Origin of the sequence: Micromonospora sp. NPDC005172 (assembly GCF_040608555.1) — a bacterium.
In the GTDB taxonomy this organism is placed as follows: Bacteria; Actinomycetota; Actinomycetes; order Mycobacteriales; family Micromonosporaceae; genus Micromonospora.
On sequence record NZ_JBEXIL010000071.1, the window covers coordinates 1 to 25,198 of the forward strand.

At 71.7% G+C, this 25,198-nt stretch carries 19 protein-coding genes and 1 tRNA gene; 13 read left to right on the forward strand and 7 right to left on the reverse strand.

The annotated features are described in order from the left end of the window. The 3 genes from ABZV06_RS29665 to ABZV06_RS29675 all read right to left on the reverse strand — a co-directional run. Positions 1-433, reverse strand: a 433-nt coding sequence (locus ABZV06_RS29665) for an MMPL family transporter (RefSeq protein ID WP_355625515.1), incomplete at its 3' end; no start/stop codon positions are given. Further along, positions 433-1,020: a helix-turn-helix domain-containing protein gene (locus tag ABZV06_RS29670; protein WP_355237423.1), complete on the reverse strand. Its 588-nt coding sequence runs from the start codon at positions 1,018-1,020 to the stop codon at positions 433-435. The genes ABZV06_RS29670 and ABZV06_RS29665, both read right to left, overlap by 1 nt. 100 nt (positions 1,021-1,120) lie before the next feature. Further along, positions 1,121-1,507, reverse strand: a complete 387-nt coding sequence (locus ABZV06_RS29675) for a helix-turn-helix domain-containing protein (protein ID WP_355052881.1) — start codon at positions 1,505-1,507, stop codon at positions 1,121-1,123. Between the two features lie 123 nt (positions 1,508-1,630). Here ABZV06_RS29675 and ABZV06_RS29680 point away from each other — a divergent pair, with 123 nt between their 5' ends. The 4 genes from ABZV06_RS29680 (at position 1,631) to ABZV06_RS29695 (ending at position 7,086) form a co-directional block, all read left to right on the forward strand. Further along, positions 1,631-3,160, forward strand: a complete 1,530-nt coding sequence (locus tag ABZV06_RS29680) for an MFS transporter (protein WP_355625517.1) — start codon at positions 1,631-1,633, stop codon at positions 3,158-3,160. Further along, the gene (locus ABZV06_RS29685; RefSeq protein ID WP_355625518.1) at positions 3,157-4,116 is read left to right on the forward strand and encodes an ATP-dependent DNA ligase; all 960 of its coding nucleotides are present in this window, start codon (positions 3,157-3,159) and stop codon (positions 4,114-4,116) included. Before ABZV06_RS29680 ends, ABZV06_RS29685 begins: the two co-directional genes overlap by 4 nt. Positions 4,117-4,219: 103 nt before the next feature. Then, positions 4,220-4,669 carry a helix-turn-helix transcriptional regulator gene (locus ABZV06_RS29690; protein WP_355237432.1) on the forward strand — a complete coding sequence of 150 codons (450 nt, stop codon included), beginning with the start codon at positions 4,220-4,222 and terminating at the stop codon, positions 4,667-4,669. Positions 4,670-4,704: 35 nt separating this feature from the next. After that, a complete protein-coding gene (locus tag ABZV06_RS29695) occupies positions 4,705-7,086 on the forward strand; it encodes an excinuclease ABC subunit UvrA (RefSeq protein WP_355625520.1) in 2,382 nt (793 codons plus the stop codon). A 525-nt stretch (positions 7,087-7,611) separates the two neighbouring features. Here the strand turns inward: ABZV06_RS29695 and ABZV06_RS29700 are convergent. The 4 genes from ABZV06_RS29700 to ABZV06_RS29715 form a co-directional block, all read right to left on the reverse strand. Further along, positions 7,612-7,683 (reverse strand) — tRNA-Arg (locus ABZV06_RS29700). 92 nt (positions 7,684-7,775) lie between these two features. Further along, on the reverse strand, positions 7,776-8,468 hold the full coding sequence (locus ABZV06_RS29705; protein WP_355237437.1) for a winged helix-turn-helix domain-containing protein: 693 nt from the start codon (positions 8,466-8,468) through the stop codon (positions 7,776-7,778). 341 nt (positions 8,469-8,809) lie between these two features. Then, positions 8,810-9,478, reverse strand: coding sequence for a DUF305 domain-containing protein (locus ABZV06_RS29710; protein WP_355625521.1), 669 nt, complete (start codon positions 9,476-9,478; stop codon positions 8,810-8,812). Between the two features lie 8 nt (positions 9,479-9,486). After that, the gene (locus ABZV06_RS29715; protein WP_355237443.1) at positions 9,487-10,299 is read right to left on the reverse strand and encodes a DUF3105 domain-containing protein; all 813 of its coding nucleotides are present in this window, start codon (positions 10,297-10,299) and stop codon (positions 9,487-9,489) included. A 98-nt stretch (positions 10,300-10,397) separates the two neighbouring features. Between ABZV06_RS29715 and argS the strand changes: the two genes are divergently transcribed. The 9 genes from argS to rho all read left to right on the forward strand — a co-directional run bounded on the left by argS (position 10,398) and on the right by rho (position 25,048). After that, on the forward strand, positions 10,398-12,065 hold the full coding sequence (gene argS / locus ABZV06_RS29720; RefSeq protein WP_355625523.1) for an arginine--tRNA ligase: 1,668 nt from the start codon (positions 10,398-10,400) through the stop codon (positions 12,063-12,065). A gap of 4 nt (positions 12,066-12,069) precedes the next feature. Then, on the forward strand, positions 12,070-13,455 hold the full coding sequence (gene lysA / locus ABZV06_RS29725; RefSeq protein WP_355237448.1) for a diaminopimelate decarboxylase: 1,386 nt from the start codon (positions 12,070-12,072) through the stop codon (positions 13,453-13,455). A gap of 8 nt (positions 13,456-13,463) precedes the next feature. After that, positions 13,464-14,774, forward strand: coding sequence for a homoserine dehydrogenase (locus tag ABZV06_RS29730; protein WP_355625530.1), 1,311 nt, complete (start codon positions 13,464-13,466; stop codon positions 14,772-14,774). Between the two features lie 135 nt (positions 14,775-14,909). Beyond that, the gene (thrC, locus tag ABZV06_RS29735) at positions 14,910-15,959 is read left to right on the forward strand and encodes a threonine synthase (protein WP_355237451.1); all 1,050 of its coding nucleotides are present in this window, start codon (positions 14,910-14,912) and stop codon (positions 15,957-15,959) included. Between the two features lie 118 nt (positions 15,960-16,077). Next, positions 16,078-19,359, forward strand: coding sequence for an efflux RND transporter permease subunit (locus ABZV06_RS29740; protein ID WP_355625525.1), 3,282 nt, complete (start codon positions 16,078-16,080; stop codon positions 19,357-19,359). Between the two features lie 155 nt (positions 19,360-19,514). After that, positions 19,515-20,330, forward strand: a complete 816-nt coding sequence (locus tag ABZV06_RS29745) for a polysaccharide deacetylase family protein (protein WP_355625527.1) — start codon at positions 19,515-19,517, stop codon at positions 20,328-20,330. Positions 20,331-20,341: 11 nt separating this feature from the next. After that, positions 20,342-21,586 carry an MFS transporter gene (locus ABZV06_RS29750; protein WP_355237460.1) on the forward strand — a complete coding sequence of 415 codons (1,245 nt, stop codon included), beginning with the start codon at positions 20,342-20,344 and terminating at the stop codon, positions 21,584-21,586. 67 nt (positions 21,587-21,653) lie between these two features. Then, entirely contained in the window at positions 21,654-22,598 is a 945-nt protein-coding gene (thrB, locus tag ABZV06_RS29755) for a homoserine kinase (RefSeq protein ID WP_355237463.1), read from the forward strand. 296 nt (positions 22,599-22,894) lie between these two features. Continuing rightward, complete coding sequence (gene rho, locus ABZV06_RS29760; RefSeq protein WP_355625529.1) at positions 22,895-25,048, forward strand: transcription termination factor Rho; 2,154 nt, start codon at positions 22,895-22,897, stop codon at positions 25,046-25,048. Positions 25,049-25,198 lie beyond the last annotated feature (150 nt).

The window sequence follows — 25,198 nt, forward strand, 5'->3', positions numbered from 1 at the left end:
ACGCGGTCTTCTGCTCGTCGGTCACCTCGTCCGCGCCGGTGGCGAACTGGACCTGGACCAGCGCGTACCGACCGTTGGGCGAGACGGCCCCGACCTGGAGCGGGTTGACCGCGCCGACGACGCCGGGCAGCGTCCCGGCCTGCTGGACCAGTTCCTGCACCACGGCCTGGCCCTGCGGGGTGGCCAGTTGACCGTCCGCGGGCGCCTTGATCGTGATTGTGCCGGTCGCTCCGCTGGCTGCGGGGAACTGCTCGGCGAGCAGGTCGAGCGCCCGCTGGCTCTCGGTGCCGGGCATGGTGAAGTTGCTCGCCGTCGGGCCGCGCAGGGTCGCCGCGGCGAGGCCGGCGCCGACGAGTACGACGAGCCAGAGCGCGACGACGAGCCGTCGCCGGCGTAACGCGCCCCGGCCGAGCCGGTAGAGCAGGGTGGCCATCAGGAGTCCTTGTCCTCGGTCATGGGTGTTTGGGGCAGGGGTGTCCCGACGGGTTCGACGGCCCGCCGGACGAGGGTGAGCAGGGCGGAGCGCAGGTCGTCCTCGGGGACGTCGACGAACTCCGCGCACGCCTCGGAGATGCCGGCCAGCAGCACCACGGCGATGATCCGGGCGCTCGGACGGTCGGAGTGTCCGGCCAGCGCGTCGCGCAGCCGTTCGGAGATCTGCTGGATGCAAGCGAAGGCCGGCTGGCGGAGCAGCTCCGGGAACTCGCCGCGCAGTACGGCGATCTCCCGCCGGAATCGGACCGCGAGGTCGACGAAGCCGACCGCGGCGACCTCCTGGGCGGCCGCGCCGGTCAACCCGCTGAGCTGGTCGTCGAGGTCGGTCAGCACCGTGATGGCCGGTGCCATCAGCTCGGCGAGCAGGGCTTCCTTGTTGGCGAAGTGGTAGAGCACGGTGGCCTTGGAGCAACCGACCTCGCGGGCGATGTCCTGCAACGAGGTGCCCCGGTATCCGGTCACCGCGAATCGTCGCGCCGCCGCGGCGAGGATCTCACCGTGCGTCTCGGATACCGCTCTGGCCATCACCGGTCCACCTCCGTGAACCAGCATGCCTGACCGATCGGTCAGGCCCTGACCGATCGGTCAGACAAGCCACGTGGTGTTCCCCACACCCGCTGCCCGTTTAGTCGGCGTGCTCGGCGTCGTACCTGGTCCGCGCCTCGGCGATGGCCCGGCGGTGCCGTTCGGCCCAACTCGTGAGTGCCACCAGCGACTCGTACAGCTCCAGCGCCATCGGGGTGGCCACGTACTCGACCTTCGGTGGCACGGTCGGGTAGACGGTGCGGTGCAGCAGGCCGTCGCGTTCCAGGTTGCGCAGGGTCAGCGTGAGCATCCGACGGCTGATGCCCTCGATGTGCCGCTCCAGCTCGGTGAAGCGCACCGGGCCGTGCGAGGCCGCCACCAGGATGCCGATGCTCCACTTGCCGCCGACCCGGTCGAGCACCTCGCGGACGGTGCACGCCCGGGCCTGCCCGGGGGTGAAGGGCACGTTCCCGGGTGAGCAGGTCAGCTCGGCCTCCACCGGCGCGGACACATCGCTGTTCCTCTGGGACACAACAGTGCCTCCTTCCGCTCCCGCTCATGGTCACAGACGATGGCGTCGGTAACAAACCGTGCACCAAGGAGGGGCCCCATGGACCGAGTCTCCCCGTCCCGCTGGCCGGCACTGCTGGTGCTCTGCGCCGGCAGTCTCATGATCATTCTCGATGGCAGTGTCGTGTCGGTGGCCCTGCCCGCCGTCCAACGCGACCTGGGCTTCACCGCCGCAGGGCTGGCCTGGGTGGTCAACGCCTACCTGGTGGCGTTCGGCGGCCTGCTGCTGCTCGCCGGCCGCCTCGGTGACCTGCTCGGTCGACGCCGGGTCTTCCTGGCCGGCGTCGTGCTGTTCACCGTGGCCTCGGCGGCCTGCGCGCTCGCCACCGGGCCGGCTCTGCTCGTCGGCGCGCGGTTCGGCCAGGGCGTCGGCGGCGCGCTGGCCATGGCGGTCAGCCTCGGCATGATCGTCCGGCTCTATCCCGAGCCGGCCGAGCGGGCCCGCGCGATCGCCGTCTACAGCTTCACCGGGGCGGCCGGCGCGTCGATCGGTACGGTGGCCGGGGGAGTGCTGACCGAGCTGGCCGGCTGGCGTTCGATCTTCCTGGTGAACCTCCCGATCGGGGCGGGGATCCTGCTCGCCGCCGTCCGCCGACTCCCCGCCGAACGGGGCATCGGCCTGCGGGCCGGCCTCGACGTGCCGGGCGCACTGCTCGCCACCGCTGGCCTGATGGCGGCCGTGCTGGGCATCGTGGGGACGGGCGAGCACGGCTGGACCAGTCCGCGAACCCTCGGCGCGGTGGCACTCGCCGCGCTGCTGCTCGGCGGCTTCGCGGTGCGCCAGGGCGTGGCGTCCACCCCGCTGCTACCTCCCCGACTTATGCGCGTCCCGGGGCTGCTCGCGGCGAACACCGTGCAGTTCCTCATGGTGGCAGCGTTCTTCGGCTTCCAGTTCCTGCTCGCCGTGGAGCTGCAACTGGTGCTCGGGCTGAACGCGGCGGCGACCGGCTGGGCGTTCCTGCCCACCCCGGTGGTGATCGCGGTGGTGTCGCTCGGACTGGCCGGCCGGCTGATCGCCCGCTGGGGCGCCCGAACCGTGCTGGTGACCGGGCTCGGTCTGGCCGCCGTCGGTTTCCTGCTGCTCGCCCGGCTGTCCGCCGACGGTGGCTACCGCACCGACGTACTCCCGGCGATGTTGATCTTCGGGTTGGCTGGTGGTCTGACCCTGCCGGCGGTCACCACGCTGGCCATGGCCGGCGCGACCGACGCCGACGCCGGGCTCGCCTCCGGTCTGGCCAACACCACCCAGCAGGTCGGCGGGGCGGTCGGCCTGGCGGCGCTGGCGACCCTGGCGGCGTCCCGCAGCGACGCTCTGCGGGCCGCCGGCCGGGCCGAGGCGGCCGCTCTGGCCGGCGGTTACCGGGTGGCGTTCGCGGTGGCCGCCGCCCTGATGCTCGCCGCCCTGCTGCTGGCGCTGTGCACGGTGCCGCGCCGGCCGGGCGGGCCGCGACCCGACGTCGACGGACCGGTCGACGGGCCGGTCGCCGACCGTGGGCCTCGAAATCGGCAGGCCTCCGAGCGCCGCGTCCGGTTGACCGCCGACGCCGAGGCCGCGAGGGTGATCGGGTGAGTGAGGCTGACGAGACCCGCGACGGCGTGGCCCTGACCAACCTGGACCAGCCGCTGTCCGACCGTGACGACGCGACCAAGCGCGACCTCGTCGACTACCTCGACGCGGTCCGGGAGCCGATCCTCGGGCAGCTGCGCGACCGGCCGCTGTCGGTGATCAGGGTCCGCCCGGGTCAGCCGCCGTTCATGCAGAAGAACCTGCCCCGCTACACCCCGGACTGGGTACGCCGGACGTCGGTCTGGGCCGAGGCGTCGCACCGGGAGATCTCGTACGCCCTCTGCGACGACCGGCGCACCCTGCTCTGGTTCGCCAACCAGCGGGCCGTCGAGTACCACCCGACCCTGGCCACGGCGGCCGACCCGCACCGACCGACCCACCTGGTGCTCGACCTGGACCCGCCCGAGGGCGACCGGTTCGGGGCGGCGGTCGACGCGGCCCTGCTGGTCCGCCAGGCACTCGCCGACGCCGGCCTGGCCGGTGCGGTCAAGACCAGCGGCGCCAAGGGCGTGCACGTGTTCGTCCCGGTCACCGGTGACGCCACCGCCGAGGAGTTGGCCGCCGCCACCCGGGCCCTCGCCGTCCGCGCCGAACGGCTCGACCCGGCGCTCGCCACCACGGCGTACATCCGCGAGGACCGGGGCGGGAAGGTCTTCGTGGACGCCACCCGCTCCGGCGGCGCGACGGTCGTGGCCGCGTACAGCCCGCGACTGCGGCCCGGCATGCCGGTGTCCTTCCCGGTCGACTGGGCTGACCTGACCGAGGTGACCCCGGCGGACTTCACCATCCGGACGGCGCCGTCGCTGCTCGCCGGGACCGATCCGTGGCTCGCGCTGCTGCCGGAACCCCAGCGGATCCCCGCCGACCTGGTCGCGGAGGGCCGCACGACCCCGGTGGCCCGCGTGCAGGCCATGCACGAGGGCAAGCGCCGGGCCCGCGCCCGGCGCGAGGCCACCTGACGGTACGCCCCGACGACCGCCCCACCCGCCGCCGCGCGGCTCGGGTCCGGCTCGGCCGTCCGGCGGGCCTTTCTTGTCGGGGTTCTGTGGCACGATTTTGCGGGTGACCAGCCGATCCACGGAGAGCCAGCGCCTCAGCGACCTGGCGCGGCTGCGTCGCGTCCGTGACCGCATCGACCGCGAGTACGCACAGCCGCTGGACGTGGAGGCGCTGGCTCGGGGCGTCCACATGTCGGCCGGGCACCTCAGCCGGGAGTTCCGGCTCGCCTACGGCGAATCGCCGTACAGCTATCTCATGACGCGGCGTGTCGAGCGTGCGATGGCCCTGCTGCGTCGTGGCGACCTGAGCGTCACCGATGTATGTTTCGCGGTCGGCTGCTCGTCGCTCGGCACCTTCAGCACCCGCTTCACCGAGCTGGTCGGCATGCCGCCGAGCACCTACCGGCGGGAGGCGGCGCTCGCGACGGCCGGGCTGCCGTCCTGCACCGCGAAGCAGGTCACCAGACCCATCAGGAATCGAGAAGCGCAGGTCACGCGGCCACCTGTACCGTGACCGGACCCCGCACCCCCCGAGCAGATGGAGAGACGATGAGCAAGGCCACGGACTCGCCCGCGGCACACGTCGCCGACCGCCACGACCTGATCCGGGTGCAGGGTGCTCGCGTCAACAACCTCAAGGACGTCACGGTCGAGCTTCCGAAGCGTCGTCTGACGGTCTTCACCGGCGTCTCCGGCTCGGGCAAGAGCTCGCTGGTGTTCGGCACCATCGCCGCCGAGTCGCAGCGGATGATCAACGAGACCTACAGCGCCTTCCTCCAGGGCTTCATGCCGACGCTGACCCGGCCCGAGGTCGACGTGCTGGCCGGGCTGACCACCGCGATCATCGTCGACCAGGAACGGATGGGGGCCAACGCCCGCTCCACCGTCGGCACCGCCACCGACGCCAACGCGATGCTGCGCATCCTGTTCAGCCGGCTCGGGCAGCCGCACATCGGTCCGCCGAACGCGTTCTCGTTCAACGTCCCGTCGGTCCGGGCGAGCGGCGCGATCACCGTGGAGCGCGGCGCGGGCAAGACCAGGACCGAGAAGGCGACCTTCAACCGCCTGGGCGGCATGTGCCCGTGCTGCGAGGGCATGGGCGCGGTCACCGACTTCGACCTGTCCGCGCTCTACGACGACAGCAAGTCCCTCAACGAGGGCGCGATCACGATCCCCGGCTACAGCATGGAGGGCTGGTACGGCCGGATCTTCCGTGGCTGCGGCTACTTCGACCCGGACAAGCCGATCAGCAAGTACACGAAGAAGGAGTTGCAGGACCTGCTCCACCGGGAACCGACCAAGATCAAGGTCGACGGCATCAACCTGACGTACTCGGGCCTGATCCCGCAGATCCAGAAGTCGTTCCTCTCCAAGGACATCGACACGCTGCAACCGCACATCCGCGCCTTCGTGGACCGGGCGGTGACCTTCACGACCTGCCCCGACTGCGACGGCACCCGGCTCAGCGCCGAGGCCCGGTCGTCGAAGATCGCCGGCAGGAACATCGCCGACGTCTGCGCCATGCAGATCAGCGATCTGGCGGCCTGGGTCCGAGGGGTCGAGGAGCCGTCCGTCGCGCCGCTGCTCAGCGGGTTGCAACACCTCCTCGACTCCTTCGAGGAGATCGGGCTGGGCTACCTGTCACTCGACCGGCCGTCGGGGACGCTCTCCGGTGGCGAGGCGCAGCGCACCAAGATGATCCGCCACCTCGGGTCGTCGCTCACCGACGTCACGTACGTCTTCGACGAACCGACGATCGGGCTGCACCCGCACGACATCGCCCGGATGAACGGCCTACTTCTGCGCCTGCGCGACAAGGGCAACACCGTCCTGGTCGTGGAGCACAAGCCGGAGGCCATCGCCATCGCCGACCACGTCGTCGACCTCGGCCCGGGCGCTGGCACCGGCGGGGGCGAGGTGGTGTTCGAGGGCACCGTCGAGGGGCTGCGCGCCAGCGACACCCTGACCGGGCGGCACCTGGACGACCGGGCCGCGCTGAAGTCGTCGGTGCGTACACCGTCCGGCACGCTCGCCGTGCGGGGAGCGAACACCCACAACCTGCGCGACGTCGACGTCGACATCCCGCTCGGTGTGCTCGTGGTGGTGACCGGCGTGGCCGGCTCGGGCAAGAGCTCACTCATCCACGGCTCGGTCTCCAGCAACCACGGGGTGGTGTCGGTCGACCAGAGCGCGATCCGCGGCTCCCGGCGGAGCAACCCGGCGACGTACACGGGTCTGCTCGAACCGATCCGCAAGGCGTTCGCCAAGGCCAACGGGGTGAAGCCCGCGCTGTTCAGCGCCAATTCCGAGGGTGCCTGCCCCGGCTGTAACGGCGCCGGTGTCGTCTACACCGACCTGGGGATGATGGCCGGTGTCGCCGCCACCTGCGAAGAGTGCGAGGGGCGGCGGTTCCAGGCGTCCGTGCTGGAATACCGCTTCGGCGGCCGGGACATCAGCGAGGTGCTCGCGATGTCGGTGACCGAGGCGGAGGCGTTCTTCGGCACGGGCGACGCCCGTACCCCGGCCGCGCACGCCATCCTCGACCGGCTCGTCGACGTCGGGCTCGGCTACCTCAGCCTCGGCCAGCCGCTGACCACCCTGTCCGGCGGCGAGCGGCAGCGACTCAAGCTGGCCACCCGCATGGCCGACAAGGGCGGCATCTACGTCCTCGACGAGCCCACCACCGGCCTGCACCTCGCCGACGTGGAGCAACTGCTCGGCCTGCTGGACCGGCTCGTCGACTCCGGCACCTCGGTGATCGTCGTCGAGCACCACCAGGCGGTCATGGCGCACGCCGACTGGATCATCGACCTCGGCCCCGGCGCCGGCCACGACGGTGGCCAGATCGTCTTCGAAGGCACCCCCGCCGACCTGGTAGCCGCCCGCAACACCCTCACCGGAGAACACCTGGCGAAGTACGTCAACGCCTGACCCCGCTCGCCCCCTGCAACGCAGCGGGGCAGGTCGCGCTCCGCGATGCAGGCGGGGCCGGCGTCGCTCCACGGTGCGGCCCGGGCCGGCGTCGCTCCACGATGCACGCGGGCCGGGTGCCGCTCCACGGGTGCAGCCCGGGGCCGGCGTCGCTCCACGGTGCACGCGGGCCGGGTGCCGCTCCGCGATCTTGCACTTTCGGTGGCGACATAAGGCGCATTCACCCCACAACGACAACAGAAACTGCAAGATCGACGGGCGCTGGCCGGCGGGGTCCATGAGTGCGGGGCAGCGCTGGTGCGCCGGAGTGGTTCGGCGCGGTCCTGTGCCCCGGTTGCGTGGGTTTGAGGCAGGCGGTGCGGCGGCCATCCCCGGCGCGGTCCGGGGCAGGCGATGTGGCGGTCACCCGCTGCGGTTCGGCGCAAGCCTGCGCCGGATGCGTGGGGTCCGGGGCTCGGCCCCGGGGCAGAAATGACAAGCGCCCCAGGTCCGCGCTTCTCAGCGGACATGGAGCGCGAAAGCTTGTGCCCCCGGCAGGATTCGAACCTGCGCCCCCGCCTCCGGAGGGCGGTGCTCTATCCCCTGAGCTACGGGGGCTCAGCGACTGGAGAAGACTAGCAAACCTCCCCGGCGTACGCCGAATCGGTATCGGGTGGGCCGATCGTGTCGGTTACCGGCCCACCCGGTGCTCAGGCCGCTACCGCCCGCCCGCAACTGGGCAGTGGGTGCAGGACGATCCGTCGGGGCAGCCGCCGCGGCCACTCGTTGCGGGGCCAGGACCCGTCCACGATCAGATGGACGGTGCGCTGCTCCTCGCCGCTGAGCCGCAGCACGAAGTCGCGGGGGAGCGGCGGGTCGACAGTCGGTGTCGTGATCATGAAACGCACCCGACCCCGGGACGACACAGCGGAGATCACGTCGGCGGCCGGCATCGTGCCGCGCAGCCGTACCCGCCCGATCCAGTAGACCTCGGCCAGGTGCTCCTGGGCCGTCCGGGTGATCGTCGGGTACTCGCTGCGTACCCACCGCTCGACCGCGCTGACGCAGAGACCGCAGGCGCGCTCGCGCGGCTCGCGCGGACCCAACCCCCAGGCCCGCAGGTACGCCCCGACGGCGCCCACGTCCAGCGGAAGGTCGAACCGGCGCTGGATGAGCGTGGTGAGGCTCTGCCGCGTCCACAGCTCCTCGTCGAGGCCGAATTCGTCGGGGTGGACGCCCCGGAGTGTGTCGATGAGTTCGAGTTCCTGGTCGCGGCTGAGCATTCCCGGCTCGCCCTGCCGCTGTCCGCGACGGACGGCTGCCACCGCCCCGTCACCGCCGATGGTGTGGCGTCGGCACCAACTGGTTACCGAGCGCCGTGCGTCTCTGAGTGCAACCCCCACGTCTTGGGCAACGAGCACGAATCACAACTGGTCACGATATGTGTGGAGAAAACTCTCTAAGCAACGTAATCGCCCGTCCAACGTAAAACGCCCACAAGTGACGAATCGGCACGTATGGGGCGCAAAGGTTGCCGGGAGGCCTGTGGATGCTGTGATCGACTCGGGTTCTCGGAAGCCGGGGTGTCCAGGCCGCGCTGATAGCCCACTTTCCAGGAAGCCGAGTCGATCATTGAGATCGCGCCCGCCGCGCCCCGCTCGGGCGGCGGCCGGATACGGGCCGGGCCCGCGCCCCGCCGACGCGTGCGGCGGTGACGCGGGCCCGGTGTGCCCGTGCGGAGGGGTCAGCCCTTGGCCTGCGTCTGGAGCTGCCGGAGGTTGTTCAGCTCGGACTGCTGGGTGGTCTTCATCGTCTCGGCCACGCGTACGACCTCGGCGTTGTCGGTCTCGGCCAGCGCCGCGTCGATCATGTGGATCCCGCCGAGGTGGTGGTTGTACATCAGGGTCAGGAACTGCCGGTCGACCTCGACACCCTTGGCGTCGCGCAGCGCGGCCATCTGTTGCGGTGTCGCCATGCCCGGCATCAGCCCGTCCTTGACGGCGGCGCCGTCGGACATCCACGACATCGGCGGCTGCGACCCGGTCGGGCTCAACCCCCACTCGCGCAGCCAGGTCTGCATGGCGCCGATCTCGCCCTGCTGGCCGGTGGCGATGTCGACGGCGATCTGGCGGACCTCGGGCAGCGTGGCCGACCGGTACGCGATGAGGCTCATCTCCACGGCCTGCGTGTGGTGGGTCGTCATGTCCCGCGCGAAGCCCGCCTCGACCGAGGCGTCACCGGGGCGGGTGAGCCGGGGGGTGAGCAGGCCGCCGGCGTACCCGAGCAGCAACCCCACCACCAGCAGGGCAGCCAGCGCGAGCACCCCGTAACGCCGCGCCGGGGCCCGGCCGCCCTCCTGAAGGGCGGCCTCGGCCTCGTCGTACTCGCTGTCGGTGGTGGTGGGGGCTGTCATCGACGTCCTTACTGGGTGGGCGGCTGCTGCTGGAGCTCGCGCGGCGTGGTGCCGGTGGCGGTGACGCCCTGGTTGCACAGCGCGGTCGGGCCTTCGACGGAGGCGTTCACCCGCAGGTCCTTGATGAACTCGTCGATCCGCTTGTCGTCGGCGTTGTCGACCTTGAGCTGGTAGCCCCACGCCTGGAGCGAGATCGGCTTGTCCAGGCCCTCGTACGGGCTCATCAGCGTCTTCTCGACGCCACGCACCTTGCCGGCGAGCTTCTCGACCTGGTCCTTGGGCAGGTCGGGGCGGTACGTGATCCACACCGCGCCGTGCTCCAGGCTGTGCACCGCGTGCTCGCTGGCGATCGGGGCGTCGTACACGTCGCCCATGCAGTTCTGCCAGGCGGCGTTGTGCACTCCGCCCACGGGCGGCGAGTACTTGTAGGTCAGCGGGCCGGCCTTGTGCGCCTCGTACTTGAGGCTGTCCGGGTCGGACTTGCGGATGTTCACGATGCTGTCGATGGCGTTGGCCTTCTTGTCCCACGGCTTGGAGCCCTGGAACGCGGCCCAGGAGCCGTAGCCGATGATGGCGACCGCGAGGACGCCGACGGCGACGAAGAGCGCGATCGGGCCCCAGGCCCGGCCCTGGCTCACCTTGACCGGTGTGACCGGCTTGCGGGGACCCTTGCCACCTGCCCGCGGGGTGCCTCCCGGCTTACCCGCCGGTTTGCCGGGACCGGCCTTGGCGTCAGACGCCGGCCGGCCCGCAGCCGGCTTCTTGCCGGTGCTGACCACGGTCGGGCGGCGCTCTGGGCCACCCGGGGTGCTGATGCTCATCGTGCCTCGTCAGGTCGGTCGGTCAGGGGAGATGGCGGGCCGGTTGACGCGCAGGGTAGCCGCCGAGTGCCCGAGTCTACCCCCGATAACATGGTTGGGTGACTCCTGCAGAACTAGCCTCGGTCGTCCTCACCGCCGCCCACGCCGTCTTCACCGACCGTGGCCTGGATCACGCCGCGCTGCCGGAGCGCACGGCGGTGGAGCGACCGCGCAACCCCGAGCACGGCGACTACGCCTCCACGCTCGCTCTGCAGTTGAGCAAGAAGGTGGGCGTCCCGCCGCGGGAGCTGGCCGCCGCCCTGGCCGACGAGCTGGGTCGGGCACCGGGCGTCAAATCGGTGGAGATCGCCGGGCCGGGCTTCCTCAACATCCGGCTGGACGCCGCCGCCGCCGGCCAGCTCGCCCGGGTGATCGTCGAGGCCGGCGCGGAGTACGGCCGCAGCGACCGGCTCGCGGGCGAGAAGATCAACCTGGAGTTCGTCTCGGCCAACCCGACCGGCCCGGTCCACATCGGCGGCGTCCGGTGGGCGGCGGTCGGCGACGCGCTGAGCCGGCTGCTGCGCGCGACCGGCGCCGACGTCGGCACCGAGTACTACTTCAACGACGCCGGCTCGCAGATCGACCGGTTCGCCCGGTCGCTGCTGGCCGCCGCGAAGGGCGAGGCCGTGCCGGAGGACGGCTACGGCGGCGCGTACATCGCCGAGATCGCCTCCGAGGTGCAGGCCCGCCGGCCCGACCTGCTCGGCCTGGACGACGCCGCCGCCCAGGAGGTGTTCCGGGTCGAGGGCGTCGCGCTGATGTTCGACGAGATCCGCTCGTCGCTGCGCGACTTCGGGGTGGAGTTCGACACCTACTTCAACGAGAAGGACCTGCACGACCGGGGTGAGCTGGACCTCGCGCTGGCGCGGCTGCGCGAGCAGGGGCACCTGTACGAGTCCGAGGGCGCCACCTGGCTGCGGACCACCGACTTCGGTGACGACAAGGACCGGGTGCTGCGCAAGTCCAACGGCGAGTGGACGTACTTCGCCGCGGACTGTGCCTACTACCTGGACAAGCGGGAGCGCGGCTTCGAGCGGGTCGTGATCATGCTGGGCGCCGACCACCACGGCTACATCGGTCGGATGAAGGCGATGGCGGCCTGCTTCGGCGACGACCCGGAGCGCAACCTGGAGATCCTCATCGGGCAGCTGGTCAGCCTGTTGCGCGACGGCGCCCCGATGCGGATGAGCAAGCGTGCCGGCACCGTGATCACTCTGGAGGACCTGGTCGACGCGATCGGCGTGGACGCCTCCCGGTACGCGCTGGCCCGCTACTCCAGCGACTCGCCGATCGACATCGACATCGAGCTGTGGACCCGGGCGACCCGCGACAACCCCGTCTACTACGTGCAGTACGTGGCAGCCCGGACGGCGGGCGTGGCCCGCAACGCCGCCGAGGTGGGGTTGGTGCCCGGCGACGCCGACGCGTTCCGCCCCGAGCTGCTCGAGCACGAGAAGGAGAACGAGCTGCTCAAGGCGCTCGCCGAGTTCCCGGCCGTGGTGGCCACGGCCGCCGAGCTGCGCGAACCGCACCGGGTGGCCCGCTACCTGGAGGAGAGCGTCGCGGCCTCCTTCCACCGGTTCTACGACAACTGCCGGGTGCTGCCGTTCGGCGACGAGGAGATCACCGACCTGCACCGCGCCCGGCTGTGGCTCAACAACGCCACCCGCACGGTGATCGCCAACGGCCTGCACCTGCTCGGCGTATCCGCCCCGGAGAGGATGTAACACGATGCGCGCTCACGAGGCTGGTGCGCTGCACGCTGACATCAGCCACCAGGGGCCGGCCTGGCTGCGTACCCCGGTCGACGTCAACGCCCTCGTGCCGGCGCTGTGGCCGCGGTCGGTGACGCGCGGCGCGGACGGCGCGGTCGCGGTCGCGGGCCTGAGCGTCCGCGACATCGCCGCCGAGTTCGGCACCCCGGTGTACGTCCTCGACGAGGCCGACCTGCGCTCGCGGTGCCGCGACTTCCGGGCGGCGTTTCCGACCGAGGACGTCTACTACGCGGGCAAGGCGTTCCTCTGCCGGGCGGTGGTCCGGATGATCGCCGAGGAGGGCCTGCACCTGGACGTCTGCACCGGCGGTGAGCTGGCCACCGCGCTCTCGGCCGGGATGCCGCCCGAGCGGATCGGCTTCCACGGCAACAACAAGTCGGTCGCCGAGCTGGGCCGGGCGCTGGACGCCGGGGTGGGCCGGATCATCGTCGACTCGTTCACCGAGATCGACCGGCTCACCGCGCTGGCCCGCGAGCGGGGCGTCCGGCCCCGGGTGCTGGTCCGGGTCACGGTCGGCGTCGAGGCGCACACCCACGAGTTCATCGCCACCGCCCACGAGGACCAGAAGTTCGGCTTCTCGCTCGCCGGTGGGGCGGCGGCCAACGCCGCGTTCAAGATCCTCGACGAGGACGTGCTGGAGCTGCGGGGCCTGCACTCGCACATCGGCTCGCAGATCTTCGACGCCAGCGGCTTCGAGGTCTCGGCCCGTCGGGTGCTGGCCCTCCAGGCGCAGATCCGCGACGCGCGCGGGGTGGAGCTGCCCGAGCTGGACCTGGGCGGCGGCTTCGGCATCGCGTACACGACGCAGGACGATCCGGCCACTCCGCAGGACCTGGCCAAGCGACTCCGCAAGATCGTCGACTCGGAGTGCGCGGCGGAGAACCTGGCCGTCCCCCACCTGTCGATCGAGCCGGGCCGGGCCATCGTCGGACCGGCCGTGTTCACCCTCTACGAGGTCGGCACGGTCAAGGACCTCGACGGCATCCGGACGTACGTCAGCGTGGACGGGGGGATGAGCGACAACATCCGAACCGCCCTCTACGACGCGTCCTACTCGGCGACGCTGGCCTCGCGCGCCTCGGGCACGGCACCGTTGCTCGCCCGCGTGGTGGGAAAGCACTGTGAGTCCGGGGACATCGTGGTGAAGGATGAATTCCTGCCCGCCGACGTGCAGCCCGGAGATCTTGTCGCGGTGCCCGGCACCGGCGCGTACTGCCGGAGCATGGCCAGCAACTACAACCATGTGCCCCGGCCGCCGGTCGTCGCGGTACGCGACGGCCAGGCGCGCCTGATCGTCCGGCGGGAGACCGAAGAGGACCTGCTGGCATTGGATGTGGGATGACGTCACCTGTGCGCTTGGCTCTGCTCGGCTGCGGCACGGTCGGCCAGGAGGTGGTCCGGCTGCTGCACGAGCAGTCGGCCGACCTGGCCGCCCGCATCGGCGCTCCACTGGAGATCGCCGGCGTCGCCGTCCGCCGGCTCGGCCGCGACCGCGGTGACCTGCCGATCGACGAGAGTCTGTTCACCACCGACGCGCTCGGCCTGATCAAACGCGACGACGTGGACGTGGTCATCGAGGTCGTCGGCGGGATCGAGCCGGCCCGGACCTGGCTGGTCGAGGCGCTGCGCGCCGGCAAGAGCGTGGTCACCGCCAACAAGGCGCTGCTCGCCGAGGACGGCGTGGCCCTGCACGAGGCAGCCGCCGAGGGCGGCGGAGACCTCTACTACGAGGCGTCCGTCGCCGGCGCCATCCCGCTGCTGCGCCCGCTGCGCGAGTCGCTGCACGGCGACCGGATCAACCGGGTCACCGGCATCGTCAACGGCACCACCAACTTCATCCTTTCCGCGATGGACGCCACCGGCGCCGGCTTCGCCGAGGCCTTGGAAGAGGCCACCGAGCTGGGGTACGCCGAGGCCGACCCCACCGCCGACGTGGAGGGTTTCGACGCGGCGGCGAAGGCCGCGATCCTCGCCTCGCTGGCGTTCCACACCCGGGTCGGCGCGGCGGACGTGCACCGTGAGGGCATCACCGAGGTGACCGCCGCCGACATGGCCAGCGCCCAGGCGATGGGCTGCACGATCAAGCTGCTCTGCATCGCGGCGCGGGGCGTCGACGTGTCCGGTCAGGAGACGGTCAGCGTCCGGGTGCACCCGGCGATGATTCCGCGCAGCCACCCGCTGGCCAGCGTCGGCGACGCGTTCAACGCGGTCTTCGTCGAGGCGGACGCGGCCGGGCAGCTCATGTTCTACGGCCGGGGCGCGGGCGGCGCGCCGACCGCCAGCGCCGTGCTCGGCGACGTGGTGGCGGTGTCCCGCAACCGGCTCGCCGGGGTCCGCGCGGCCAGCGAGAGCGCGTACGCCGACCTGTCGGTGCGACCCATGGGCGAGGCGCTGACCCGCTACCACGTCAGCCTGGACGTGGCCGACCGCTCGGGTGTGCTGGCCGCCGTGGCGAGCGTGTTCGCCCGCCACGACGTGTCGATCGCGACGGTGCGCCAGGGCTCGGCGGGCGGTGCCCCGGGCCGGGACGGCGACGCCGAACTGGTCATCGTCACCCACGTGGCGCCGGACGCCGCGCTCGCCGCGACCGTCGGTGAGCTGCGCGGTCTGGACATCGTCCGATCGGTGACGAGCGTGCTACGGGTCGAGGGCGGCGCCTGAGTCGTTGGTCCGGCGGGGCGGTTCGGGCGTCCCGCCAGATGGGTAACCCGGGGTGTGCCATCGATGGCTCCGGCAGGGTGGTCCAGGGTGACCTGGTGCTCGGGTCGGAGCTGCGGTAACAGCGAGGAGAGCGACATGTGGCGGGGTCTGATCGAGGCGTACCGGGATCGGCTGCCCGTCACCGCGGCCACGCCCGTCATCACGTTGCACGAGGGGAACACGCCGCTGTTGCCGGCGCCCGTGCTCTCGGCCCGGCTGGGCTGTGACGTCTATCTGAAGGTGGAGGGCGCCAACCCCACCGGCTCCTTCAAGGACCGGGGGATGACCGTCGCAGTGTCGAAGGCGGTCGAGGCCGGCAACAAGGCGATCATCTGCGCCTCCACCGGCAACACCAGCGCCTCCGCCGCGGCGTACGCCGCCCGGGCCGGCCTGACCTGCGCCGTGCTGGTGCCGCAGGGCAAGATCGCGCTGGGCAAGTTGGCCCAGGCGCTGGTGCACGGCGCGAAGCTGCTCCAGGTCAGCGGCAACTTCGACGACTGCCTGGCGCTCGCCGCCAAGCTGGCCCAGGACCACCCGGTCGCCCTGGTCAACTCGGTCAACATCGACCGGCTGCACGGTCAGAAGACCGCCGCGTTCGAGATCGTCGAGGCGCTTGGCGACGCGCCCGACATCCACTGCCTGCCCGTCGGCAACGCCGGCAACATCTCCGCGTACTGGATGGGCTACTCGGAGGAGCTCGCGGCCGGCACCACCACGCGGGCGCCGCGGATGTACGGCTTCCAGGCGTCCGGCGCGGCGCCGATCGTGACCGGTCAGGTGGTCCCGGAGCCGTCCACCATCGCCACCGCCATCCGGATCGGCAATCCGGCGAGCTGGACCAAGGCGCTTGACGCGCGGGACGCCTCCGGTGGCCTCATCGCGGCGGTGACCGACCGGGAGATCCTGACGGCGTACCGGCTGCTCGCCCGTGAGGTGGGGGTGTTCGTCGAGTTGGGCAGCGCGGCCAGCGTGGCCGGTCTGCTCCAGCAGGGCGCGGCGGGCACGGTGCCGGCCGGCTCGACGGTCGTCTGCACGGTGACCGGCCACGGCCTGAAGGACCCGGAGTGGGCGATCTCCACCGCACCCGCTCCGCTGACCATCGGCAACGACCCGTTGGCCGCGGCGCGGGCCCTCGACCTGGCCTGACAGCGCGACCGCAGTCGACGACGGGCCGCCCCCGGGGGCGGCGGGGGTTCCGGTGATGGTGTCCGGCACACTTTCACCTATCCCCGCCCGCATTCTCTTCCAGGAGTGAGCCAGGCCGATGTCGCTGCTCGCCAGATTCAGCCTCGCCAACCGAGGGCTGGTCGCCCTCATCGCGGTGGTGACCACGGCGTTCGGAGCGTTCGCCGTGCCGTCGCTGAAGCAGCAACTGCTGCCGTCGCTCGAGTTCCCGGCCGCGTTCATCGTGGCCGCCTACCCCGGCGCCGGACCCGAGATCGTCGAATCGCAGGTGACCGAACCGATCGAGAACGCCCTCCAGGGCATTCCGGGGTTGGACAAGGTCACCTCCACGTCCCGCGAGGGCTCGGCCACGGTCCAGGTGGAGTACGAGTTCGGCACCGACCTGGACGACGTGGTCAACAAGATGCAGACCGCGCTGAGCCGGATCGACGCCCAGTTGCCGGACAGCGTCGACCCGCAGGTCATCGCGGGCAGCACCGACGACCTGCCGGCGGTCGTGCTGGCCGCGGCCGGCGGCGCGGACGAGCGGGCGCTCGCCGAGAAGCTGCGCGCGACGGTGGTGCCGGAGCTGGAGGGCATCGAGGGCGTCCGCACGGTCGAGGTGACCGGCACCCGCGACGACGTCGTGGTCGTCACCCCGGACCCGGCGAAGCTGGCCGCGGCGAAGGTCGCGCCGACCGCCATCGGGACCGCCCTCAAGACCAACGGCGTCTCCATCCCGGCCGGCGCGGTGACCTCGGGCGGTCTGGCCCTGCCGGTGCAGGTGGGAACGCCGGTCGCCACCCTGGACGACCTGCGCGGCATCATCGTCACGCCCAGCGCGACCCCGGTTCGCCTCGGTGACGTGGCGACGGTCGAGCAGCAGCTCGCCCCGGCCACCGCTATCACCCGGACCAACGGCAAGGACAGCCTCGGCGTCGCCGTCACCGCCGCGCCGGACGGCAACGCGGTGGAGATCTCCCACGAGATCCGCGACCGGCTGTCCGAGTTGAAGGACGCCTCCGGCGCTGAGCTGACGGTGGTCTTCGACCAGGCGCCGTTCGTGGAGAAGTCGATCGAGTCGTTGACCACCGAGGGTCTGCTCGGTCTGCTGATGGCGGTCATCGTCATCCTGGTCTTCCTGCTGTCGGTGCGCTCGACGGTGGTCACCGCGGTCTCCATCCCGCTCTCCGTGCTGGTGGCGCTGATCGCGCTGTGGATCGGCGACTACTCGCTCAACCTGCTCACCCTCGGCGCGCTGACAATCGCGGTGGGTCGGGTGGTGGACGACTCGATCGTCGTGCTGGAGAACATCAAACGGCATCTGGAGTACGGCGAGGAGAAGCGGCACGCGATCGTCACCGGCGTCCGCGAGGTGGCCGGCGCGGTGACCGCGTCCACCCTCACGACGGTGGCGGTGTTCGCCCCGATCGCGCTGGTCGGCGGGTTCGTCGGGCAGCTCTTCGCACCGTTCGCGATCACCGTGACGGTGGCCCTGCTCGCCTCGCTGCTGGTCTCCCTGACGGTGATCCCGGTGCTGGCGTACTGGTTCCTCAAGCCCCGTGGCGGCACCGTCGACGACGAGGCGGTGCGGCGCGAGGCCGAGGAGAAGGAGCTGCGCAGCCCGTTGCAGCGGGCGTACCTGCCGGTGATCGGCTTCGCCACCCGCAAGCGCTCGACCCGCTGGATCACCGTCGGGCTCGGCCTGCTGGTGCTCTTCGCCACCTTCGGGCTGGCGCAGAAGCTGGAGACGAACTTCCTGGACGACTCCGGCCAGGACACGCTCAGCTTCCGGCAGGAACTGCCGGCGGGCAGCGGCCTGGCCGCCACCGACGCGGCGGCCAAGCAGGTCGAGGCGGTCCTCGGGCGGATCGACGGGGTCGAGACGTACCAGGTGACGGCCGGCGGCGGCGACACGCCGTGGGCGGGCGGCGGCGGCAACAACGTCGCGAGCTGGTCGTTGGCGCTCGACGGCGACAAGGACGCCAAGCAGGTACGCGAGGAGCTGCGGCGCGAGTTCGACAAGATCGGTACGAGCGTCGGCGAGGTCAGCTTCGGTGGTGGCCAGGACGCCTCGGCCAGTCAGCTGGAGGTGGTCGTCCAGGCCGGTGACCCGGAGGTGCTGACCCGCGCGACCGAGGCGGTCCGTACGGCGATGGCCGACGTCCCGGACGTCGAGGATGTCACCACGAGCCTCGCCGCACGCGTGCCGCGGGTGGACGTGACCGTCGACCGGGTAGCGGCCGGCCGGGTGGGCCTCACCGAGGCCGCCGTGGGTCAGCTCGTGTCGCAGGCGTTCCGTGGCGCTCCGCTGGGCCAGGTGGCGCTCGACGGTCGGCAGCAGGACGTGGTGCTGCGGCTCAGCTCCGCCGCGCCGGTGTCGGTGGAGGAGTTGCGGGCCCTTCCGGTCGGACCGGTCAAGCTGGACGACATCGCGGACGTCACGCAGGCCGAGGGGCCGCAGCAGGTCACGCGGATCGACGGTGAGCGCAGCGTCTCGGTGACCGGTGCGGCGACCGGGTCCAACCTGGGCGCGACCACCAAGGAGCTGCAGAAGCGGCTCGACGGCATCGACGTTCCGGGAGCGACCTTCACCATCGGTGGGGTCAGCGCCGACCAGTCGGACGCTTTCGGCGACCTGGGCCTGGCGGTGCTCGTCGCCATCGCGATCGTGTTCCTGATCATGGTGGCGACGTTCCGCAGCCTCACCCAGGCGTTGATCCTGCTGATCTCCATCCCGTTCGCGTCGACCGGCGCGATCGGTCTGCTGCTGATCACCGGGACGCCGCTGGGCGTGCCGGCGTTGATCGGCGTGCTCATGCTGGTCGGCATCGTGGTGACCAACGCGATCGTGCTGCTCGACCTGATCAACCAGTACCGGGCACGGGGCATGGGGGTCCAGGAGGCGGTTGTCGAGGGTGGCCGGCGTCGGCTGCGACCGATCCTCATGACCGCGGTCGCGACGATCTTCGCGCTGCTGCCGATGGCCTTCGGGTTGACCGGTGAGGGCGGCTTCATCTCGCAGCCGCTGGCCGTCGTGGTGATCGGTGGCCTGCTCAGCTCGACGCTGCTGACGCTGATCCTGGTGCCGACGCTCTACTCGATGGTGGAGCACACCAAGGAGTCGCTGCGGGGGCGTCGTCGTGGGCGGCGGTCCGACGAGACGGCGCCGAGCGGGTCGGAGAGCGTCGAGCCGGACGGTCCGAACCAGTTGGCGGTGCCGGCGGGCGCACCGGCAGCGACGCCGGCCACGGGCGCGCAGCCCCCAGCGACCCGTCCCGCGCCGTCGGGCGCGCTGGTGGACGGCACCGACCAGTTCGAGGTGTTGCGGCTGCCGCGCAGCCGCAGGTCGCCGCTGCCCCCGTCGGAGTCGACGGACTAGTCGGACGACATCGGCACAGCGCCCCCGGCAGGATCACCTGCCGGGGGCGCTGCCGTCCACGCCCGAGCGACACCGATCGAACGACCGGCCCTCCGCTGTGGGTCATGTCTTGCATACTCCTGGTAGATGTCGGGATGGACGAGCGAGGCAGGCACATGACCGAGGGCGCGCGCGGGTGGTCCCGGCGCGACCTGCTGCGCCGCGGCGCTCTGCTGGTGACCGGTGCGGCCGCCGGGGCGGGCGGCGCGGATCTCTGGTTGACCCACCGGCGGCTGCCGCTGGCCGGCGGCCCGCCCAGCGCCACGGTCGGCAACGGAGCGCAGGACGTCGGCGACGGCGCGCTGCCGGTCGTCTGGTCGGGATCGACCACCCAGCGGCTGGTCGCGCTCACCTTCGACGACGGCCCGGCGCCACAGTGGACGCCGATGGTGCTGGACACCCTCGCCCAGCACCGGGTGCCCGCCACGTTCTTCCTGGTCGGCACTCAGGTCCGCAAGCACGCCGACCTCGTCCGCGACCGGCTCGCCGAGCACGAGGTGGGCAATCACAGCTGGGCGCACCGGGATCTCGCCCAACTGGACGCCGCCGCGGCGTACGACGACCTGAGCCGCACCCACGACATGATCACCGACGTGACGGGCAGGGCCCCGCGCCTGGTCCGCCCGCCGTACGGCCACCTGGGCGGCGCGGTGCTGCACGCGGCCGCCCGGTTGAACTACCGGCTGGTGCTCTGGTCGTCGCAGATGGTGGAGCGGGAGTTTCCCGACGACCCGGCCGGCCATGCCCGCCGGATCGTGGACGGCGTCCGGCCGGGGACGATCCTGCTCGGGCACGACGTCGGTCAGCGGCGACGTCTGGTCGCGCTGCGCGGCCTCCCCGACATGATCGTCGGCCTGCGGGAGCGCGGGTACCGCTTCGTCACCGTCTCGTCGCTGCTGGGAGCGGGTGTAGCCCCGACGACGACCGGGTAGGGTGCCCGTCCGTGGCGTCCACCCTTTCGGTCCTTACCGGCAATCGGAGTTTCCGCAACCTCTTCCTCGCCGAGCTGGTGGTCTTCGGGGCCGACTGGTTCGTCATGGTGCCGCTGCTGGTGCTGCTGCCCCACCTGACCGGTAGCGGCGTCTGGGGTGCCCTGGTGCTGGCGGTGGACACCGGCATCGTGGCGCTGCTGCTGCCGTACACCGGCACCATCGCCGACCGCTTCGACCGGCGGAAGATCATGATCGCCGCGAACGTGGCCGCGCTGGCGGGTGTGCTGTTGCTGCTGGGGGTCCGCGACCGCGGCACGGCCTGGCTGGCGCTGGTGGCGATCGGGGTCGTCGCGGTAGCCAAGGCGTTCTACTCGCCCGCCGCCCAGGCCGCGCTGCCGAACGTGTTGGAACCGCACGAGCTGGCCGCCGGTAACGCCGTGGCCGGCTCGGCCTGGGGCACCATGACGGTGGTGGGCGCCTCACTGGGCGGTGTGCTCAGCTCGGCCGCCGGCCCGTACGCCTGCTTCTGGGTGGCGGCGGTGGGCCTGGCACTGGCCGCGGGCCTCGCCACGCGAATCCGCCGGCCGTTGCAGGCGGCCCGCGACCCGCTGGTGCCGGCGCAGCGGACCTGGTCGGCGGTCCGCGAGGCGCTCGGCTACATCGGCCACCGGCCGCGGGTGCTGGCGCTGGTCACGGTCAAGTCGGCGGTCGGTCTGGGCAACGGGGTGTTGACCGTGTTTCCGCTGCTCGCCGGCGTCTACGGCGTCGGCTCGCTGGGGGCCGGTCTGCTCTTCGCGGTGCGCGGGGCCGGTGCCCTGGTCGGGCCGATCCTGATGCGTCGGGTGTTGACCAACCGGTCCTGGCTGCTGCCGGGGCTCGCGCTGTCCATGTCGCTCTACGGGTTGTCCTATGTGGGCGCGTCGGTGGTGCGCTGGTTCCCGCTGGTGCTGTTGCTGGTGTTCGTGGCGCACTTCGCGGGCGGCAGCAACTGGGTGATGTCCAACTTCGCCCTGCAGGGCGAGGTGCCGGACCGGCTGCGCGGGCGCGTCTTCGCCACCGACATGATGCTCGCGACGCTGGCCATCTCGGTGAGTCAACTGGCAGTGGCCCTGGTCGTGGACGTGGTGGACGAGCGGGTGGTGCTGGCCGGCTGCGGACTGGTCACGGTCGTGTACGCGATCGGCTGGCGGATCGCCACCCGCCGTCTCTCGCTTACCGATCCGGCCGCCGAACCGGTCCCCGACCCGGCAGGCTGAGACGCGGTCCGGTCCCATGGTGCGGGCGACCCAACGGATCGTCGGTGCCGCGCCCTAGCATGAGCGCGTGCCGACGAACTTCACCGCTGGGCCGGTCCGGGTCCGGGTTCCCGCGACGAGTGCCAACCTCGGTCCGGGCTTCGACGCGCTGGGGCTCGCCCTCGGGCTCTACGACGACCTGTCCGCCGAGGTGTCGTCCGGCGGGGTCCGGGTAAGGGTCACCGGCCAGGGCGCCGGTGAGCTGCCGGACGACGACCAGCACCTCGTGGTGCGGGCGATGCGCGCCACGTTCGACGTCCTGGGTGCGCAGCCTGCCGGCCTCGGGGTCGAGTGCGTCAACCGGATACCGCAGGCGCGCGGCCTCGGATCGTCCTCGGCCGCCATCGTCGCGGGGGTCCTGCTGGCCCGTGCTCTCGTCGCGGACGGCGAGCGACTGCTGGACGAGCCGGGAGTCCTTCGACTGGCCGCCGAGATCGAGGGCCACCCGGACAATGTGGCGCCGTGCCTGCTCGGCGGCTTCACGGTGGCCTGGACCGAGCCGGGCGGCGCCCGTGCGGTGTCCCTGCCGGTCGCCGAAGCCGTACGACCCACGGTTTTCGTACCCTCCGAGCGGGGCCTGACCGCGACCGCACGGGCGGCGCTGCCGGCGACCGTGCCCCACGCCGACGCCGCGATGACCGCGGGACGGGCTGCGTTGCTGGTGCACGCGCTCACCACGGACCCGGCGCTGCTCTTGCCGGCCACCGTCGACCGCCTGCACCAGGACTACCGGGCACCCGGGATGCCGGGCACGTCGGCGCTGGTCAGAGCGTTGCGAGCGGCTGGTGTGGCGGCTGTGGTCTCTGGGGCCGGGCCGAGTGTGCTGGCGTTCGGCGAGCCGCCGACAGGCCTCGACGAGGGAACAGACTGGCAGATCTGGAAGTTACCGATAGACGTCAGCGGCGCACGGGTTGCCCGGGGTAGACTTGGACACGCCGAGCGGGACCCTGTTGCCGCAGGTCGGAAGAGTTGATTACGCTCTAGACCTAGCACAGCCGCGAAGCACGCGATCTCCTGCGGGGCGGCGCACCCCCGAAGCTCTCGGCGGTCAGCCCGTCACCCCTGCCAAGGCCCACGCCGCACCGCAGTTTCCACAGGTCGCCGCAGGCGGCGAGACCTGCCCACCGCCCTTTGGTGGGTCGGGAAACCACCGGCTGCTGTGTCACAGACTCCCGCGACGCGTCCTTGCGAGGCGGGTGCACCGAGGCCGCCCGGCCACCTGAGTTCCGACTCCGGGCAGTCCCGGCCTTTATCGAGGGAAGGAATCCATTGAGCGACACCACCGACGTGACGTCGGATGTTTCCAACGTCGCTGGCGATGCCACCGCTGCCGCTCCCGCCCGTCGTCGGCGCAGCGGTACCGGTCTGTCGGCGATGCTGCTGCCAGAGCTGCAGAGCCTGGCTGCGTCGCTCGGCATCTCCGGCACTGCTCGCATGCGCAAGGGTGAGCTGATCGCCGCGATCTCCGAGCGGCAGGGCGGCAACGCCGCCGGAACCCCTCGACCGCGTGCCGAGGTCGCCGCTGCGGCTGCTCCGGCCCGTGAAGAGGTGCGGGAGAGCGTGGATCGCCCGGCGGCCGAGGGTCGCAGCACCGACCAGGCGCCGGCCGAGCCGGCCGCCGAGACCGAGAGCCGTGGTCGCTCCCGGCGCAGCCGGACTGCTGCGGCGGAGGCCCGTGCCCCCGAGGCCAACGCCTCGGAGGCACCGCGCGCCGAGGCCCGCACCGAAGAGGTGGAGGGCGGCGAGCGTTCCGACCGTGGCGAGAACCGCCGCGACCGGGCCGAGCGCAACGACCGTTCCGAGCGTTCCGAGCGGACCGAGCGCAACGACCGTTCCGAGCGTTCCGAGCGGGCCGAGCGCAACGACCGTTCCGAGCGGACCGAGCGCAACGACCGTTCCGACCGGGCCGACCGCAACGACCGTTCCGAGCGGGCCGAGCGTGGTGACCGCAACGACCGGGGTGATCGCGGCGACCGGGCCGAGCGCAACGATCGGGCCGAGCGTTCCGACCGGGGCGAGCGTGCCGAGCGCAACGACCGCGGCGAGCGGGCGGCCGAGCGTGGTGACCGCAATGACCGCAACGACCGTTCGGAGCGGGCCGACCGCAACGACCGTGGTCAGCGCGTCGAGCGGGTCGAGCGCGACAGCGACGACGACGACGGAGAGGGCGGCGGTCGGCGTGGCCGGCGCAGTCGCTTCCGGGACCGTCGGCGCGGCCGTGGCGAGCGCGGGGACACCGGCGCTGAGACCGGCGGCCGTGAGCCGCAGGTCGGCGAGGACGAGGTGCTCGTCCCCGTCGCCGGCATCATCGACGTGCTCGACAACTACGCCTTCGTGCGGACGACCGGTTACCTGGCCGGCCCGAACGACGTGTACGTCTCGATGTCTCAGATCAAGAAGTACGGCCTGCGTCGCGGTGACGCGATCACCGGTGCCGTGCGGGCGGCCCGCGAGGGCGGCAACACCGGCGACCAGCGGCGGGACAAGTACAACCCGCTGATGCGGCTGGACACGATCAACGGGATGGAGCCGGACGAGGCGCGGCGTCGTCCGGAGTTCTACAAGCTCACTCCGCTCTACCCGCAGGAGCGTCTGCGGCTGGAGACCGAGCCGCACATCCTGACCACCCGGGTCATCGACCTGGTCATGCCGATCGGCAAGGGCCAGCGGGCGCTCATCCAGTCTCCGCCGAAGGCGGGTAAGACGATGGTGCTGCAGGCGATCGCCAACGCGATCACCCGCAACAACCCGGAGTGCCACCTCATGGTGGTGCTGGTCGACGAGCGGCCCGAAGAGGTCACCGACATGCAGCGGTCGATCAAGGGCGAGGTCATCGCGGCCACGTTCGACCGTCCGCCGCAGGACCACACCACGGTGGCGGAGCTGGCGATCGAGCGGGCCAAGCGCCTGGTCGAGCTGGGGCACGACGTCGTCGTGCTGCTCGACTCGGTGACGCGGCTCGGCCGGTCGTACAACCTGGCGGCGCCGGCCAGCGGTCGGATCATGTCGGGTGGTATCGACTCCACCGCGCTCTACCCGCCGAAGCGGTTCCTCGGCGCGGCCCGCAACATCGAGAACGGCGGGTCGCTGACCATCATCGCCACGGCGCTGGTGGAGACCGGGTCCATGGCGGACACGGTCATCTTCGAGGAGTTCAAGGGCACCGGTAACGCCGAGTTGAAGCTGGACCGGAAGATCGCCGACAAGCGGACCTTCCCGGCCATCGACATCAACCCGTCCGGTACGCGTAAGGAAGAGGTCCTGCTCGCGCCCGAGGAGCTGGCCATCATCCACAAGCTCCGCAAGGTGCTGCACTCGTTGGACTCGCAGGCCGCGATGGATCTGCTGCTGGACCGCCTCAAGCAGTCCCGCACCAACATCGAGTTCCTGATGCAGATCGCGAAGTCGACGCCGGGGGAGTGACCCTGCGTCGGTGACCGACCGACGAAGAGAGGCGGGGGGGGGGGGGGGCGGGCCGGGGGGGTGTGGGGGAGGGGGAACACACCCCCCCCCCCCCCCCCACCCCCACCCCCCCCACGACAAAAAAATTAGCACACAAACAAAAAAAAAAAC

What these genes read in the sequence shown, in the direction of transcription:
- ABZV06_RS29710 (WP_355625521.1), bottom strand. Translation starts at nt 9,478, where the DNA reads ATGACAGCCCCCACCACCACCGACAGCGAGTACGACGAGGCCGAGGCC.
- ABZV06_RS29715 (WP_355237443.1), bottom strand. Translation starts at nt 10,299, where the DNA reads ATGAGCATCAGCACCCCGGGTGGCCCAGAGCGCCGCCCGACCGTGGTC.
- lysA (WP_355237448.1), top strand. Translation starts at nt 12,070, where the DNA reads ATGCGCGCTCACGAGGCTGGTGCGCTGCACGCTGACATCAGCCACCAG.
- ABZV06_RS29680 (WP_355625517.1), top strand. Translation starts at nt 1,631, where the DNA reads ATGGACCGAGTCTCCCCGTCCCGCTGGCCGGCACTGCTGGTGCTCTGC.
- ABZV06_RS29670 (WP_355237423.1), bottom strand. Translation starts at nt 1,020, where the DNA reads ATGGCCAGAGCGGTATCCGAGACGCACGGTGAGATCCTCGCCGCGGCG.
- ABZV06_RS29745 (WP_355625527.1), top strand. Translation starts at nt 19,515, where the DNA reads ATGACCGAGGGCGCGCGCGGGTGGTCCCGGCGCGACCTGCTGCGCCGC.
- ABZV06_RS29695 (WP_355625520.1), top strand. Translation starts at nt 4,705, where the DNA reads ATGAGCAAGGCCACGGACTCGCCCGCGGCACACGTCGCCGACCGCCAC.
- ABZV06_RS29740 (WP_355625525.1), top strand. Translation starts at nt 16,078, where the DNA reads ATGTCGCTGCTCGCCAGATTCAGCCTCGCCAACCGAGGGCTGGTCGCC.
- thrC (WP_355237451.1), top strand. Translation starts at nt 14,910, where the DNA reads ATGTGGCGGGGTCTGATCGAGGCGTACCGGGATCGGCTGCCCGTCACC.